Raw genomic sequence first — 14991 nt, forward strand, 5'->3', positions numbered from 1 at the left:
GACACCGGCACCCCGGTTTCCCCGGCAGTCCCACGCGGCACAGCCGCCCCCGCGCGTCCCAGGCACACCCGCTGCGGCTCCTAGCCTCGGTCAGGACCACGCACGGAAGGACTCTCATCGTGGCCAAGCACCTGCTGGACGAGACCGCCGAGTTCACGCTCCCCACCGTCGGGCGGCACGCGGCGGACGGCGAGGACGACCCCGGCGACCGGACGCAGCGGTTCGACGCGGGCGTGCGTCGCCAGCCGCCGGTCCCGGGCCGCGCGGAGCCCGACGGCCGTACCCGGTAGACGGCGCGCCGACCCAGCCGGCCGGGCCCGGGCAGCACGACGCCCCCGGTCCCGGCAACACACCCCCGCGTGACCTCTACCCCTGCCCACCATGCGGGGCAGCGGTGTAGGTCGGATCTACCCCTGCCCACCATGCGGGGCAGGGGTGGAGGTCGCGCGGGAGGGCATCCGACGCTCAGGTGCGGCCGAGCGCGACCAGGGTGACGTCGTCGGTGTCGGCCGGGTCGAGGGCGGCGAGCACCCCGTCGAGCAGCGCCTCGGGCTCCGCGCCGGCCGCGACGGCGGCACACAGCGCGTCCAGCCGGTCGGGCAGCGGGACGTCGCGGCGCTCCACCAGCCCGTCGCTGTAGAGCAGCAGCCGGTCCGGCCCGGCCAGCCGGACGCGGGTCTCGGCGTAGTCCACCTCGTCGAGCAGGCCCAGCGCCGGCCCCCGCCCCTCGAACAGCAGCCGCACCCCGTCGGCCGCCGCGTGCAGCACCGGCAGGTGGCCGGCGTTGGCGACCGCGACCTCCCCGGTCTCCGGGTCCAGCTCGGCGACGACCGCGGTGGCCAGCTCCCCGGGCAGCAGCGCGGCGATCACCTCGCCCAGCCCCTGCAGTGCGGCGGCCGGGCCCCGGTCGCGCAGCAGGTGGGCGCGCAGCGCGTGCCGCAGCTGCGCGGTCACCGAGGCAGCGGCCAGCCCGTGCCCGGCGACGTCCCCCAGCACGATCGCCAGCCGGCCGCTGGGCAGCGGCACCAGGTCGTACCAGTCGCCGCCGACGACGTCCGCGGCGCTGGGCCGGTAGCGGGCGGCCAGCGCGACGCCGGGCACCTCCGGCAGTGCCTCGAGCAGCAGGGTGCGCTGCAGCGCCGCGGCCAGCCGGTTGTCCTCCCCGGCGCGCAGCAGCGCCGACTCGGTCAGGTGGGCGGCCAGCGCCTGCGCGGCCTCGACCTCGTGCGCGCGCCACGGCGTCGCCGTCCCCCGCACGGTCTCGCGCCACGCGGCGAACGAGCGGCGCGGGGACAGCCGCGGCCCGGCCGCGGTCTCGACCGTCTTGGGCGTGTACGGGTTGCCACCCCAGGTGACCTCGCGCGGGGTCTCCGGCCGGAACCAGGCCAGGAAGTCGCCGCCCCCGCCGCCCACCTCCACGGCGAGCAGGCCGCCGGCGGTGTCGACGACGTCCGCGGCCTCGGGCACGACGCTGCCGAGAGCGTCGGTGGCCGGGCGGTCCTGGGCGAGCAGCGCGGCGACCAACCCGGGCACCCGCTCGGCCGGCGGGGTGCTGCCGAGCAGGTGCAGCCGGCCGTCGAGGCGGACGGCGGCACCGGCGGCGGGCAGCAGGTCCAGCACGGTCGGCGTCCCCTCGGTGAGGGCCTGCGCCGGGGTCCGCGGGGTGCGGCCGAGCGCGGCCACCAGCTCGGCCTGCCGCTGCGCCACCGCCACCACGCGGCCCTGCTCACCGGACTCGACCGTGGTGTGCAGCAGCAGCGAGGCGGTGCGGCCGAGGAACTCCGCGGCCACCCGGTCGGCGTAGGAGGGGCGGTGCGGGCCGCGGTAGTGGTGGCAGGAGACGAGCCCCCACAGCCGGCCGCGGTCGATCAGCGACACCGACATCGAGGCGACCACGCCCATGTTGGCCAGGTACTCCAGGTGCACCGGCGAGACGCTGCGCAGCATGGCGCCGGAGAGGTCCAGCGGGCGCCCCGTGACCGGGTTCGCGGCCGGCTCCAGCGGCACCCGCCGGTAGGTCGCGTCGGGGATGAGCCGCAGCCAGTTGGTGGCGTAGAGCGCGCGGGCCTGGGCGGGGATGTCGCTGGCCGGGTAGCGCAGGCCGAGGAAGGGCTCGAGGTCCGCGCGGCGGTCCTCGGCGACCACCTCGCCGTTCCACTCGGGGTCGAAGCGGTAGACCATCACCCGGTCGAAGCCGGTGAGCGCCCGCACGTCGCGGGCCAGCGAGGCGGTCAGCTCGTCGAGGGTGCCGCTGGCCGACAGGCGCTGCAGCACCAGCGCCAGCCGGGCGTGCCAGACGGCGTCAGCCCGTTCCGCGCCGGCCAGCGGCTCCCACTCGGTGAGCAGCAGGCCGTCGGCGCGGTGGACGACGAGGTCGACCTCCGCGCCGGCGACGGTCACCCGCATCGGGTTGACCTCCGGGAGGTGCCCGGCCAGGCCGGCGCGCAGCCGGTCGAGGTCGGCGGGGTCCAGCACGTCGGCGAGGCACGCCGGGGTCGTGCCGAGGACGTCGGCGGCGTTGGCCGAGGCGACGACGACGGCGAGGTCGGGCTCGGTGACGGCCAGCAGCGCGCCGTGCGGCTGGATCGCGCCCGGGACGGCGATCGGCTCGTCGGCGCAGCGTCGCAGGGCGTCCTCGTCGACACCGGAGGTCTCGGGCCCTGCCCTCTGGCCCGACTCCGCGCCGCGGTCCGCTCCTCGCTCGTTCCTCACTGCGGTGCTCCCGCGGCTGTCGTGGGGCGGGGCGTGCTGGCGATCGGCGTCATCGCCGGCCGACCCTACGGACCGACCTCGTTCTCCGTCAGGCTGGGCGACTCGACGATCGGCACCAGCGCCCGCAGCTCCAGCAGGTCGACCACCAGCCGCACCGGCCGGTTGGTGCGCGGGCAGACGACCTCGAGCGCGACGCTCTCGTCAGCGGCGCGGCGGGCGGTGCGCGCCAGCTCCCGGGCTCCGGAGCTGTCGAGGAACGTCGTGTCGGTCAGGTCGACGACCAGGGACTGCGGCTGCTGGGACAACTGTGACTCGACGGCCTCCGCGAGGCGCGGGGCGGTCGCGAGGTCCAGCTCTCCGCGTACGCTCAGCGCCGGCCGTCCGAGGACCGTCGTCCGCTCGACGTCGAACTGCACGGATCGGCCCTCCCATCGACGACGTGCAACCTGAGCAGCCTAGATGCCTGCGGGCGGGAGGGGGGAACTCGGCGTGGACATCGCGTTCACCGTCCACCTCCCGGTGGACACCGGCAGCGTCCCGTTCGTCCGCGGGCTGTGCCGGCAGGCCCTGGTGCACCTGCGGATCGAGCGGGTGGTGATCGACGAGATCGCGCTGGCGCTCACCGAGGCCTGCGCCAACGTCGTCCAGCACGCCGGGGACCAGGCCGAGTACGAGGTGGAGGTCGCCATCGACGACCGGCTGTGCCGGATCAGCGTGGTGGACGGCGGCGAGGGGTTCGACCCGGCCGCGCTGCCCGGCCGGGACGCGCACTCCCCGCTGGACGAGGGCCGCGGCCTGCTGCTCATGCAGGCGCTGGTCGACCGGCTGGACTTCCGGCACGAGTCCGACGGCCGGCACCGGGTCACGCTGGAGAAGCGGCTGACGCCGCACCCGCCGCTGCGCCCGGTCGACCCCGTCTGAGCATGGCGGCCACGGGAGACGTCCTCCAGGACCGCTACGAGCTCCGGTCGCTTATCGCGACCGGTGGCATGGGCGAGGTCTGGCGTGCGCAGGACCGGGTGCTCGGCCGCGAGGTCGCGGTCAAGGTGCTCAAGAGCCAGTTCACCGGCGACCCGGTCTTCCTGGCCCGGTTCCGCACCGAGGCCCGCCTGTCGGCCGGGCTGACCCACCCGAACATCGCCGTCCTGCACGACTACGGCGAGGTGGAGCCCACCTCGCCCGGCGGCGACCGGCTGGTCTACCTCGTCATGGAGCTGGTGGACGGCGAGCCCCTGTCGGCGGTGCTGGCGCGCGAGGGCCGGCTGGCGCCGCCGCGGACCCTGGACCTGCTGGGCCAGGTCGCCGCCGGGCTGGCCGCGGCGCACGCCGCCGGGGTCGTGCACCGCGACGTCAAGCCGGCCAACCTGCTGGTCCGCCCCGACGGCACCGTGAAGATGACCGACTTCGGCATCGCCTGGTCGGCCGCGAACGCCACCGTCACCCGCACCGGCCACGTCGTGGGGACCGCGCAGTACCTCGCCCCCGAGCTCGTGCAGGGGCAGAAGGCCACGCCCGCCGTCGACGTCTACTCGTGGGGCACGGTCGCCTACGAGTGCCTCGCCGGGCGCCGTCCCTTCGACGGCCCGGAGCCGGTCGAGGTCGCGATGCGGCGGCTGTCGGAGACGCCCGCGCCGCTGCCGGCCGACGTCCCCGCCCCCGTGCGCGCACTGGTCGAGCGCACGCTGGCCACCGACCCGGCCGCGCGGATCCCGGACGGCGCCGCGCTGGTCGCCGCGGTGGCCGACGCCGCCGGGGGCCGTGCCCCCGAGCCGGCCGACGAGCGGACGGCGACCCGCGTGCTGCCCGCCGTCCCCGTGCCGCAGTCGACGACCGCCCCGCTGCCGGGAAGCCCCCTCGCGGCGGCCACGGTCGTCGGGCTCCCCGCCCTCGACGACGAGGAGCCCGACGACCGTGGCCGGGTGCGCCGGCTGGTGGTGCCGGTGCTGGTCGGGCTGGTGGCCACGGCGCTCGTCGTCACCGGGGTGGTGCTCGGGACCCGCGACGTCCCCACCGCCGCGCCGCCCGCGGCCGCCCCCGCCACGTCCGCGGCGCCGACGACGGTCGCACCGCGACCCACGGGGACCTTCGTCCGGGTGGACCCCGCCGACCACGTCGGACAGCAGGTGACCGCGGTGCAGGCCTGGCTGACCGGGCTGGACCTGCCGGTCACGCTGGTCGCCGTCGAGCGGGCCGACGTCCCCGCCGGGGAGGTCCTCGCGCTCGCACCGACCGGTGAGGTCCCGGTCGGGACGACGGTGACGGTCACCCACGCCGTGGCCCCGCCGCCCCCTCCTCCCCCGCCGACGACCGCCGCGCCGTCGCCGACCGCCGGCGACGGGGACAGGGACAAGGGCAGGGACAAGGACAAGGGCAGGGACGGGGACGAGGGTCGCGGGCGGGACCGCGAGAAGAAGGACGACGACTGAGCTCCTCGCGCGGGTAACCGGGGTGCGGACGGCGGGGCAGGACTGCTCCACCGTCGCGCCCCCACCGGAGCGAGAGGGACATGGAGAAGATCAGCGACCGCCTCCTGAACTGGGCGTCGATCCTCGAGCCGACCACGCGCATGCAGGCCGAGCGCACGGCCTCGATGCCGTTCATCCACCCGCACATGGCGCTGATGCCCGACGCGCACCTCGGGCTCGGTGCGACCGTCGGCTCGGTGATCCCCACCGACCGGGCGATCATCCCGGCGGCGGTCGGGGTCGACATCGGCTGCGGGATGATGGCCGTGCGCACCCAGTTCACCGGTGACGACCTCCGCGGCCGCAACCTGGCCACGCTGCACGGGCAGGTCTCCCGGGCGGTCCCGCTGTCGGCCGGCCGCTACAACAGGAAGCTGCGCGAGACGGCGGCGGCGCGGGTCGAGGAGCTGCGCGACCTGCCCGGTGCGGCACAGGCCGACGGTGTCGCGCACAACTGGCCGCTGCAACTGGGCTCACTCGGCTCGGGCAACCACTTCATCGAGGTGTGCCTCGACGAGGACGACCGGGTGTGGCTGTTCCTGCACTCCGGCTCGCGCGGCATAGGCAACCGGCTGGCGTCCAAGCACATCCGGGTGGCGCAGGACCGCTGTGCCGGCATGGACCTGCCCGACCGCGACCTGGCCTACCTCGAGGAGGGGACGGCGGAGTTCGACGCCTACATCGAGGCGCTGCACTGGGCCCAGCGGTTCGCCGCGCTCAACCGCGAGGAGATGATGGACCGCCTCGCCGAGCAGGTGTCGCGGTTCCTCGGTGGGCGTGGCCGGACCGAGGAGGTGCACCGCGCGCAGGTCGTGCAGTGCCACCACAACTACACCGAGCGGGAGACGCACTACGGCACCGAGGTGTGGCTGTCCCGCAAGGGAGCCATCTCCGCGCGGGCCGGCGAGTGGGGGCTGATCCCCGGCTCGATGGGCGCGGCGTCCTACGTCGTCGTCGGCAAGGGCAACGTCGAGTCCCTGATGTCGGCGCCGCACGGAGCGGGCCGCAACCACTCGCGCGGTGCCGCACGGCGGATGTTCACCCGGGCCGACCTCGACCGGCGCATGAAGGGCATCGCCTGGGGTCACTCGGACGCGTTCCTCGACGAGCACCCCGACGCGTACAAGCCGATAGACCAGGTCATGTCAGACGCCTCCGACCTGGTGGAGGTGCGACACACGCTGCGCCAGGTGGTCAACGTCAAGGGCGACTGAGAAGGGCCGCCCCACCCCGACCGTGGAAGGACCCCGTGCTCGCAGCGCTCGCAGGTCTCAGCGCTCGCAGGCTCGGGGGTGAGCCTCCGGGGGGGTCGCCTCGGCCGACGTCCGGGTGCGTGAGCGGGGTCGCGGAACGACGACCCCTGCCGGCACGTTGCCCCCTGGTGCCGGCGCCCGCACGCGCCGGTGACCGCGCCCCGCGACGACGCCGGGCGCAGCTGACCCCGACGCCGTCGTCCGCCGTGCGTGAGCACGTGTGCGCGCCGACGCGCCGCCGCCCACTGCCGGCCCGCCGGTCGGCCCACCCACGAACCGCCGCCCCGGGCGACGCACGCCCGGAGGACGACAGGAGGACACCCATGCCATCCCGCAGCACGCGGACCGCTCGCACGATCAGGTCCTGGATCCGCCGGTTCGACCAGCACACCCTCGAGGTGTTCAACCCCGGCGCGCCCTACCGGCCCCGCACCGACCGGGCCTGACCCGCACCACACCGGCCGGCGTCCGCACCCGCGGACGCCGGCCGGCCCATGTCCCGGGGGCCCTGAGCGTCCCCGGGGACGCTCTCCCCCTGCCTCGCGTGGTGGGCAGGGGGAGAGTCCCCGCGCCGAGGGCACGAGGGTCCGGCCCCACTCCGCTGCGGGCGCGCCGGCACCGGGCTCGGCGTGTCGACACGGACCGGTGGTGGGCCATCTCATCGTGCACCAGCCAACATGCCCGGGTGCTGTTAACGTCGCAAACAGGGTCGAAGAGCTGGCCCGGACGCGCACGTCCGTAGGGGCGCCATCCGGTGGCTCAGCTGTCGACCGGTGTCCCCCAGAGGGGAGCACCATGCGCGCACGTGTCATCCCGCAGCAGACGCTCGAGCGTCCGCTGCTGCTGTCCATCGACCTGCAGACCGGTCGCGTGACCGCTGCCGGTGAGCTCGACCGTCTGGTCGCCCACCGGCTCGGCGACGCGCTGTACGCGCTCAGCCTGACCGACCACCGCTGCTGGACCGTCGACGCCGCGGGCATCACCTTCTGCGACGCCGAGGGTCTGCGGGTGCTCGCCGCGAGCGCCGCCCTGGCCGAGGACCGCGGCTGCACGCTGCGGCTGGCCTCCCCGTCGCCGTTCACCGTCCGGCTGCTGCGGCTGACCGGCATGGCCGGCCTGCTGGACCCCCAGGCCGACCGCTCCCCCGTCGACGCCGCCTGAGCGCCTGGGCCGACGTTCCCCGCGGGGGGACGTCCGCCCGGGCGCTCAGGACGACGGGGTCAGTGCACGCACCCGGTCGATGAGCTCACGCTCGCAGACCTCCAGGAAGCCGTCGGGGTCGGGGCCGGTGTTCTGCAGCACCACGTGGTCGAAACCGGCGTCGACGTAGGGCTGCACCTTCTGGACGTGCGCGTCGAGGTCGGGGCCGATGGAGAACTGCTGCCGGATGTCCTCGGGCTTCACCGTGGCGCTGGCCGCGTCGAAGTTGACCGGGTTCGGCAGCTCGCTCATCACCTTCCACCCGGTGAGCGCCCAGCGGCTGGTCTCCAGGGCGGCCTGGACGGCGGAGTCCTCGTCGGGCGCCCACGCCATCGGCACCTCGGCGTACCGCGGCCCGTTCCCGCCGGCGCCGGTGTAGGCCTCGACCAGGTCGCTGCGCGGCTCGGTGGCGAACAGCCCGTCGCCGAGCTCGGCGGCGAGAACCGAGGCGTTGTGCCCACCGGAGGCCACCGCGATCACGGGCAGCTGGTCGGGCAGGTCGAAGAGGCGGGCGTCCTCCAGTTGGAGGTACCGCCCGTCGTAGGAGCGGTAGCCGCCCTGCCACAGCAACCGGATGATCTCCAGCGCCTCGCGGAGCATCTCGTGCCGCTTCCGCACCGGCGGCCAGCCCGCGCCCACGACGTGCTCGTTGAGCCGCTCGCCGGAGCCGATGCCGAGGGTGAAGCGGTTGCCGGAGAGGATCTGCACCGTCGCCGCGGCCTGGGCGATCACGGCCGGGTGGTAGCGGATCATCGGGCACGTCACGCCGGTGGCCAGGCCGATCCGTTCGGTCCTCGCCGCCATCGACCCGAGCACCGACCAGGTGAACGAGCTGTGGCCCTGGACGTCGAGCCACGGGTGGAAGTGGTCGCTCATCTCGACGAAGTCGAAGCCCGCCTGTTCGGCGCGGACCGTCTGGCGGACGAGGTCCTCCGGTCCGAAGGCCTCGGTCGCGAGCTTGTAGCCGACCTGCATGGTGGTCGTCCTCACTGTCGGGTGCGGGTCCGCGAGGGCCTGCCCGGCCGGTCAGCTGCGGAAACGGCACGCCGGACCGCCCGGTCCGGCCAGCAGGCCGACGACACCCGCGCGGCAGGCCGACCCGAGCGGTTCCCGGCTCCCGCGACGGCGTCGTCCAGACCTCCGCGCCGGTGCGTGACCGGCGTCACCTACTGTCCCGGGCCATGGCGGAGCAGCAGCTCAGGACGGTCCTGGAGGGTGGCGGGTTCTTCGAGGGCCCGCGTTGGCACGAGGGCACCTGGTGGGTGTCGGACTTCTACCGGCACACGGTCAGCCGGGTGACGCCGGACGGCGCGGAGACCGTCGTCGTCGAGGTGGAGGGCCAGCCCTCGGGGTTGGGCTGGCTGCCCGACGGGTCGCTGGTGGTCGTGTCGATGAAGGACCACCGCGTGCTGCGGTACGCCGACGGGACCCTGTCCACCCACGCCGACCTGACCGAGCACTGCGGCGGGCACCTCAACGACCTCGTGGTCACCGAGGGCGGGCAGGTGTTCGTCGGCGACTTCGGCTTCGACCTGATGGGTGGCGGGGACGCGCGGACGGCGTCACTGAAGCGCGTCGACCCCGACGGCACGGTGTCGGTCGCCGCGGACGGGCTGCAGTTCCCCAACGGCATGGTGATCACCCCGGACGGCGGCACGCTCGTCGTCGGGGAGACCCTCGGCAACCGGTACACCGCCTTCGACCTCGGCGCCGACGGCGCGCTGACCGACCGGCGCGTGTGGGCGCCGCTCGGGCCGGAGGTCACCGGCCGCACCACCGAGGAGGTGCTGGGCCAGCTGGCGGTGGCGCCCGACGGCTGCGCGCTGGACGCCGAGGGACACGTCTGGGCGGCCGACGCGGTCGGCGGCCGGGTGGTGCGGGTCGCCGAGGGCGGCGCGGTCGTCGACGAGGTCGCCGCGCCCGAGGGGCTCGGCGTCTTCGCCTGCATGCTCGGCGGGGACGACGGCCGCACGCTGCTGATGTGCTGCGCGCCGGACTTCTACGAGCACAACCGGGCGCCGGTGCGCGAGGCGGTGCTGGTCGCGACCGAGGTCGACGTCCCCCGCGCCGGGCGGCCGTAGCCCCGCCGGCTCAGCTGCTGGTCCGGCCGCCGAGCGGGTTGTCGGTGTCGGGGACCCCGCTGCCGGTCTCCCCGGGGCTGGTCGACATCTCGCCGTCCCGCGCCGCCCGCGGCCCCTCCTGCTGGGACGGCGGCCCGACCAGGTCCTTCTCCGGCCGCTCGCCGGGGAGGACGTCGTCCTGCGGCTCGTTGACCCCACCGTGGGGACGGCCGGTCATGTTGCCCTCGGTCATCGCTGACCTCCTCGTGTCGGGCCCGGGTCCGTACCCGGGCCCGGCACTGGTCACGCAGGTGCGATGACGCGGACCGGCTCGCCGCGGAGGAAGGCGGCGACGTCGTCCACGGCGTCGCCGTAGAAGACGCGGTAGGTGTCGCGGGTAACGTAGCCCAGGTGCGGGGTGAGCACGGTGCGCGGCGCGCTGCGCAGCGGCGAGGCGGCGGGCAGCGGCTCGCGGTCGTAGACGTCGAGGCCGGCGCCGGCGAGGCGGCCCTGGGACAGCGCCTCGAGCAGCGCGGCCTCGTCGACGACCGGTCCGCGCGAGGTGTTGACCAGGATCGCGGTGCGCTTCACCCGGGCGAGCTCGTCGCGGCCGACCAGACCGCGGGTGCGCTCGGAGAGCACCAGGTGGACGGTGACGACGTCGGCGGTGGCGAACAGCTCGTCCCGGTCGACGCGTCGCACGCCGGCCTCGGCGGCGCGCTCGTCGGAGAGGTTCTGGCTCCAGGCGACGACCTCCATGCCGAAGGCCTGGCCGATGCGGGCGACGCGGGTGCCGAGCCGGCCGAGGCCGACGACGCCGAGCCGGGCGCCGGCGAGGTCGGTGCCGACGGTCCGCTGCCAGCCGCCGGCCCGCACCCCGGCGTCCTCCTCGGGGACGTGCCGGGCCACGGCGAGGATCAGCGCCCAGGTCAGCTCGACCGGGCCGGTGGGGTGGGCGCCGGTGCCGCAGACGGTCACGCCGCGCTCGGCCGCCGCGGCGACGTCGATGGCGGCGTTGCGGGAGCCGGTGGTGACCAGCAGCCGCAGCCGCGGGAGCCGCTCGAGGAGGCCGCGCGGGAACGGGGTGCGCTCGCGCATGGCGACGACGACGTCGAACCCGGCCAGCCGCTCGGCGACGGCGTCCTCGTCGTCGAGGTGGTCGGCGAAGGCGACGACCTCGGCCTGCTCGGGGAGGCGCGACCAGTCGGCGAACTTGCCGGACACGGACTGGAAGTCGTCGAGGACGGCGATGCGCAGCACGGTCCCCGAGCATGGCGGCGACCCCCCACCCGGAGCGAGCGGGGGGTCGCCGTCGGGTCAGCGGCGGGCGCTCAGCGCACCGGACCGCGGCCGTAGCCCCGGCCGCCGCCCTGCTTCTTGTTCTGCTCGCCCATCTTGGCGATGAACTCCTTGATCTTGGCCTGGTTCTGCGGCTTGCGGGCCTCCTGGATGACCTTCGCCGCGATCCCCGAGGCCAGGACCTTCCTCAGCATGCCGGCCATGGTGTTCCTCCTTGGGTCGGTTGGCTCTGGTCGTGCCCGGCGAGGACCCACCCCAACCACGACGACGCCAGAGCTGTCCGCGCATGGGTCTGCACGCTGTGCACAGGCGCTCCGTTGAAAGTGAAACTTTTTCATAACGTTCTGACCAGCACGTTTGCCGCGCGGGCCGACGGCCCGTCAGCGGCGTCCGTGGTGGTCAGCTCGGCGTGTCGCGGTCCGCGCCGAACACCCTGTGGCACCCCGGTCCGTGCTTTGTACAGGGCCGAAGGACCCACCTAGCCTCGGTCGCCGTCCGGAGGGCCCACGTCGCTGACCTTGCGACACCCGCCGGGCGCCGCCGAACCGTGCACTGGTCGATGACCCGTGCGCAGGCCGGGGACCCACCGCAGCACTGGGGTGAAGCGCGACCTCGTCGCGCCGGGCGACTCCCCCGTCCGAACCCGTCAGCTAACCCGGTAGGCGGTCGTGGAGAACAGGAGAACCGTCGTCGATGACGACTGCCCGCACGTCCTTCGCTCGTCGCTCGTTCCGGGGTGTCGCCGTCGCCGCCATCGCCGGCGCCGGGATCACCCTCGCCCCCCTCCCCGCCTCGGCCGCTGTCGGTGGCGCGACCGGTCAGGCCCTCGCGGCGGCCCCGGCTGTCGCCGCGGCCCCGGCCGCCGCGGCCAGCGGCGCCGCCCAGACCGCCGTCAACACCGCGCTCGCCCAGGTGGGTGACCGGTACGTGTACGGCGCCACCGGCCCGAACTCCTTCGACTGCTCGGGGCTGACCACCTTCTCCTACAAGGCGGCCGGCGTCTCCCTCCCGCGCACGTCCAAGGCGCAGTCGACGGTCGGCACCCCGGTGTCCAAGGCGAACCTGCAGCCCGGCGACCTGGTGTTCTTCTACAGCCCGGTCTCGCACGTGGCGATGTACGTCGGCAACGGCCAGATCGTGCACGCGCTCAACTCCAGCAAGCCGGTCCAGGTCATGAACCTCGACTCCATGCCGAGCTACGCGGGCGCCCGCCGGGTCGCCTGACCCGTTCCCACGTCGAGATCGCCGACCGCGCACGGCCACGACGCTGTGGACGGGCGAGATCGGCGATCTCGACGGCGGTCAGCCGCAGGGGTGCGGCGGCTGGTCGGCCGGCTGCAGCGAGAACACCGATGCGGCGTCCTGCGGCCAGGTGCGCAGGAAGAGCAGGCCGTACCGCTCGTTGAGCAGCGCGTCGGGCCCGGTGGTGTCGGCCAGGTCCAGCAGCCGGCCGGTCTCGTGGTTGCGGTAGCGGCGGAGCTCCGCGCCGCAGGCGACGGTGAGCTCGTCGCCCACGGCGCCCATGACGACGACCGGCGTCCAGACATCGTCAGGACTGCTGTCGCAGAGCAGCACGCGGGTGGGCTGGACGGCGTGGCCGGGAGCGTGGCTCGTGCAGAGGGTCGTCCGACTGCTGCGCGCGGCGGTCGGCCCGAGCTCGCGATCGGTCACGGCGTCCTCCTGTCCCGCGGTGCCCCCCGGCGGTGCTGCACCGGCCGGGGACAGTGCAGCACCGGGACGTTCCGGTGCGCGCGCCGGAGACACCGTCGTCCCCCGGTCGCGTGGGTGACGACGGAGCCCGGTGACGCAGCGTCGTCAGCGGCGAGCCGGGCACCGTCCCCGGCGGTCGCTGTGCGACTCCCCCGCTCGGTCCGGTTAGGTCGGTGACGTGGACAGGCGCACGCTGCTGCTGGGGGACTGGACCCCGTGGATCAGGGACGGCATCGACGTCCTCCGGCTGGTCATCCTCGCCGGGGCCGTGGTGTACGCGGCGGACGGGCAGTGGGGGTCGGCTGCGCTGCTGGCCGCACTGGGCAGCATCACCCTCGTCGCACGGGCGGTGAACCTGCCCCGGCTCTACGACCTGTCGCTGACCCTGGGCATGGCGCTGCAGGGGTTCGGCGAGACGCTGGGCCTGTACGACCAGTTCGTCCGCTTCGACGACCTGGTGCACTTCACGCTGCCGATGCTCACGGCCCCGGTGGTCTACATCGGCCTGGCCCGGTTGGACGTCGTCCCGGACCCCCGCGACGAGACGCACCTCCGGCACTACGTGGGCATCGCCGTGGTGACCGCGGCCCTGGGCATCGCCGTCGGGGCGCTGTGGGAGCTCTTCGAGTGGCGGTCGGACGCGTGGTTCGGGACCGAGCTCTCCGAGGACAACGACGACACCAACGGCGACCTCTTCCGCGACACGCTCGGCTCGCTCGTCGGCGCCGGCTTGCTGGTCGTGTGGGCCCGCTTCGGGTGGGGGTCGGTGCGGCGCATCCCCGGGGTGAACACGCACGAGGAGGTCAGCGCCTGATGGGCGGGCCGGCGCGGCAGGGTGCTCGGGTGACCCCGCGCGTGCACCGCTCCTCCCGCGTCGCCGGCGCGCTGGTCGGGTCGGCCGTCGGCGACGCGCTCGGCGCACCCTTCGAGTTCGGCCCGCCCGGGCGGTTCTCCGCCCGGTTCCCCACCCCGGCCCGCGGTGCGCACACCGAGATGTGCGGCGGCGGGACGCTCGGCTGGGAGCCCGGCGAGTTCACCGACGACACCCAGCTGGCGCTGCTCGTCGCGACGTCGCTGGGAGAGCGCGGCCGGCTCGACGAGGCCGACCTGTTCGACCGCTTCCTGCGCTGGGCGGAGGCGGACCCGCCGGACATCGGCACCCAGACCCGCGCCGTCCTCGGCTCCGGCCTGCCGTGGGACACCGCCGCGGACGAGCACTTCCGGCGCACCGGGCGGGCCGCCGGCAACGGCTCCCTGATGCGCACCACGCCCGCCGCCATCCGGTTCGCCCGCGAGGGGCGCGAGGCCACCACGGACGCCGCCCGGCGCATCTCGGCGCTGACCCACGGCGACCCCGCCGCCGGCGAGGGCTGCGCGGTCTTCCACGAGCTGGTGCGGGTCGCGCTCGACGGCGGCGACCCGCTGGCCGCCGTCCCTGCGGCGCTCGAGGCGGTGGCCGACGAGCACCGCGAGCGGTACGCGGCGGTGCTCGCGCCCGACTGGACGCCGCAGCCCGGCATGCCCAACGGCGCGGTGTGGCCGACGCTCGGCCAGGCGGTGTGGGCACTGCGACGCGGGACGTCGTTCGCCGAGGTGCTCCGCCTGGTGGTCGACCTGGGCGGGGACACCGACACCGTCGCCGCGGTCGCCGGCGGGCTGGCCGGGGCGGTGTACGGGATGGGCGGCATCCCGATGCGCTGGTCGTCCGTCGTCCACGGGCGCATCCCCGGCCACGGCGAGGCGGTGTGGCGGCTGGCCGACCTGCAGCAGCTGGCGGCAGCGCTCGACGGCGGCGCGCAGCAGAGCTACGACGCCGGGGTGATCCCGCGGATCGGTCCGCAGGAGGTGCTGCCGGGCATCTGGGCGGGCAACCTCGACGGCGCCCGCTACAGCGAGCAGGACTTCGCCGTCATCTCGCTGTGCCGGCTGGGCGAGCCGTTCCCCCACCGGACACACCGGATGGCCTACCTCTCCGACGACGACCACAACGCCGACCTCGACGCCGTGCTCGCCGAGGTCCTCGACGACATGGCCGCGCTGCGCGCCGAGGGCCACCGACTGCTGGTGCACTGCCACGGCGGCGCCTCGCGGACCGGGCTGGTGCTGCGGGCCTGGCTGGTGCGCGAGCGGGGGATGACCGCGCAGGAGGCGACGGCGTACGTCGCCGAGCGGTGGCCGCACCTCGGCCTCTGGAACGACAGCTTCACCGCCGCGCTGGCCCGGCTGGAGCGGGCCCGTCGGTCGTCGTCGCCGGGCTCCTGGTGAGCGGCCCGGCCGGGGACGCTGCCCGGG

At 75.1% G+C, this 14991-nt stretch carries 17 protein-coding genes and 1 riboswitch; of the genes, 10 read left to right on the top strand and 7 right to left on the bottom strand.

Annotated elements, in window-relative coordinates:
• Positions 1–119: 119 nt before the first annotated feature.
• Entirely contained in the window at positions 120–290 is a 171-nt protein-coding gene (locus tag ACU610_RS12325; protein WP_446768000.1) for a hypothetical protein, read from the top strand.
• A 175-nt stretch (positions 291–465) separates the two neighbouring features.
• Here the strand turns inward: ACU610_RS12325 and ACU610_RS12330 are convergent, their stop codons facing one another.
• Both ACU610_RS12330 and ACU610_RS12335 read right to left on the bottom strand, forming a co-directional pair.
• Entirely contained in the window at positions 466–2712 is a 2247-nt protein-coding gene (locus tag ACU610_RS12330; RefSeq protein ID WP_446768001.1) for a SpoIIE family protein phosphatase, read from the bottom strand.
• 65 nt (positions 2713–2777) lie between these two features.
• The gene (locus ACU610_RS12335; RefSeq protein WP_446768002.1) at positions 2778–3128 is read right to left on the bottom strand and encodes an STAS domain-containing protein; all 351 of its coding nucleotides are present in this window, start codon (positions 3126–3128) and stop codon (positions 2778–2780) included.
• A gap of 73 nt (positions 3129–3201) precedes the next feature.
• Here ACU610_RS12335 and ACU610_RS12340 point away from each other — a divergent pair, with 73 nt between their 5' ends.
• From ACU610_RS12340 to ACU610_RS12360, 5 genes are all read left to right on the top strand, one after another.
• On the top strand, positions 3202–3633 hold the full coding sequence (locus ACU610_RS12340) for an ATP-binding protein (RefSeq protein ID WP_446768003.1): 432 nt from the start codon (positions 3202–3204) through the stop codon (positions 3631–3633).
• Positions 3634–3635: 2 nt separating this feature from the next.
• Positions 3636–5138 carry a serine/threonine-protein kinase gene (locus ACU610_RS12345; protein WP_446768004.1) on the top strand — a complete coding sequence of 501 codons (1503 nt, stop codon included), beginning with the start codon at positions 3636–3638 and terminating at the stop codon, positions 5136–5138.
• A gap of 80 nt (positions 5139–5218) precedes the next feature.
• On the top strand, positions 5219–6391 hold the full coding sequence (locus tag ACU610_RS12350) for an RtcB family protein (RefSeq protein ID WP_446768005.1): 1173 nt from the start codon (positions 5219–5221) through the stop codon (positions 6389–6391).
• A gap of 362 nt (positions 6392–6753) precedes the next feature.
• Positions 6754–6876 (top strand): hypothetical protein, encoded by a 123-nt coding sequence (locus tag ACU610_RS12355; protein ID WP_446768006.1) that lies wholly within the window; start codon positions 6754–6756, stop codon positions 6874–6876.
• Between the two features lie 349 nt (positions 6877–7225).
• Positions 7226–7591, top strand: a complete 366-nt coding sequence (locus tag ACU610_RS12360; protein WP_446768007.1) for an STAS domain-containing protein — start codon at positions 7226–7228, stop codon at positions 7589–7591.
• A 45-nt stretch (positions 7592–7636) separates the two neighbouring features.
• On the opposite strand, the gene ACU610_RS12365 is transcribed toward ACU610_RS12360, so the two are convergent.
• Positions 7637–8605: a TIGR03557 family F420-dependent LLM class oxidoreductase gene (locus ACU610_RS12365; RefSeq protein ID WP_446768008.1), complete on the bottom strand. Its 969-nt coding sequence runs from the start codon at positions 8603–8605 to the stop codon at positions 7637–7639.
• Positions 8606–8811: 206 nt separating this feature from the next.
• Here ACU610_RS12365 and ACU610_RS12370 point away from each other — a divergent pair, with 206 nt between their 5' ends.
• On the top strand, positions 8812–9711 hold the full coding sequence (locus tag ACU610_RS12370) for an SMP-30/gluconolactonase/LRE family protein (protein WP_446768009.1): 900 nt from the start codon (positions 8812–8814) through the stop codon (positions 9709–9711).
• Between the two features lie 10 nt (positions 9712–9721).
• Here the strand turns inward: ACU610_RS12370 and ACU610_RS12375 are convergent, their stop codons facing one another.
• The 3 genes from ACU610_RS12375 to ACU610_RS12385 all read right to left on the bottom strand — a co-directional run bounded on the left by ACU610_RS12375 (position 9722) and on the right by ACU610_RS12385 (position 11192).
• Positions 9722–9943, bottom strand: a complete 222-nt coding sequence (locus ACU610_RS12375) for a hypothetical protein (RefSeq protein ID WP_446768010.1) — start codon at positions 9941–9943, stop codon at positions 9722–9724.
• 50 nt (positions 9944–9993) lie between these two features.
• Positions 9994–10950 carry a D-2-hydroxyacid dehydrogenase family protein gene (locus ACU610_RS12380; protein ID WP_446768011.1) on the bottom strand — a complete coding sequence of 319 codons (957 nt, stop codon included), beginning with the start codon at positions 10948–10950 and terminating at the stop codon, positions 9994–9996.
• A 71-nt stretch (positions 10951–11021) separates the two neighbouring features.
• Positions 11022–11192 (bottom strand): hypothetical protein, encoded by a 171-nt coding sequence (locus ACU610_RS12385; protein WP_175479507.1) that lies wholly within the window; start codon positions 11190–11192, stop codon positions 11022–11024.
• Positions 11193–11536: 344 nt separating this feature from the next.
• A riboswitch (cyclic di-AMP (ydaO/yuaA leader) is annotated at positions 11537–11670 on the top strand.
• 12 nt (positions 11671–11682) lie between these two features.
• On the opposite strand from ACU610_RS12385, the gene ACU610_RS12390 reads away from it, so the two are divergent.
• Positions 11683–12213: a C40 family peptidase gene (locus tag ACU610_RS12390; RefSeq protein WP_446768012.1), complete on the top strand. Its 531-nt coding sequence runs from the start codon at positions 11683–11685 to the stop codon at positions 12211–12213.
• A gap of 78 nt (positions 12214–12291) precedes the next feature.
• On the opposite strand, the gene ACU610_RS12395 is transcribed toward ACU610_RS12390, so the two are convergent.
• Positions 12292–12660: a hypothetical protein gene (locus ACU610_RS12395; protein ID WP_446768013.1), complete on the bottom strand. Its 369-nt coding sequence runs from the start codon at positions 12658–12660 to the stop codon at positions 12292–12294.
• A 217-nt stretch (positions 12661–12877) separates the two neighbouring features.
• Between ACU610_RS12395 and ACU610_RS12400 the strand changes: the two genes are divergently transcribed.
• Both ACU610_RS12400 and ACU610_RS12405 read left to right on the top strand, forming a co-directional pair.
• Positions 12878–13513, top strand: a complete 636-nt coding sequence (locus ACU610_RS12400; protein ID WP_446768014.1) for a hypothetical protein — start codon at positions 12878–12880, stop codon at positions 13511–13513.
• Positions 13514–13542: 29 nt separating this feature from the next.
• Positions 13543–14964 (top strand): ADP-ribosylglycohydrolase family protein, encoded by a 1422-nt coding sequence (locus ACU610_RS12405; RefSeq protein ID WP_446768015.1) that lies wholly within the window; start codon positions 13543–13545, stop codon positions 14962–14964.
• Positions 14965–14991: the final 27 nt, after the last annotated feature.

The organism is Geodermatophilus sp. URMC 61, from assembly GCF_052931555.1.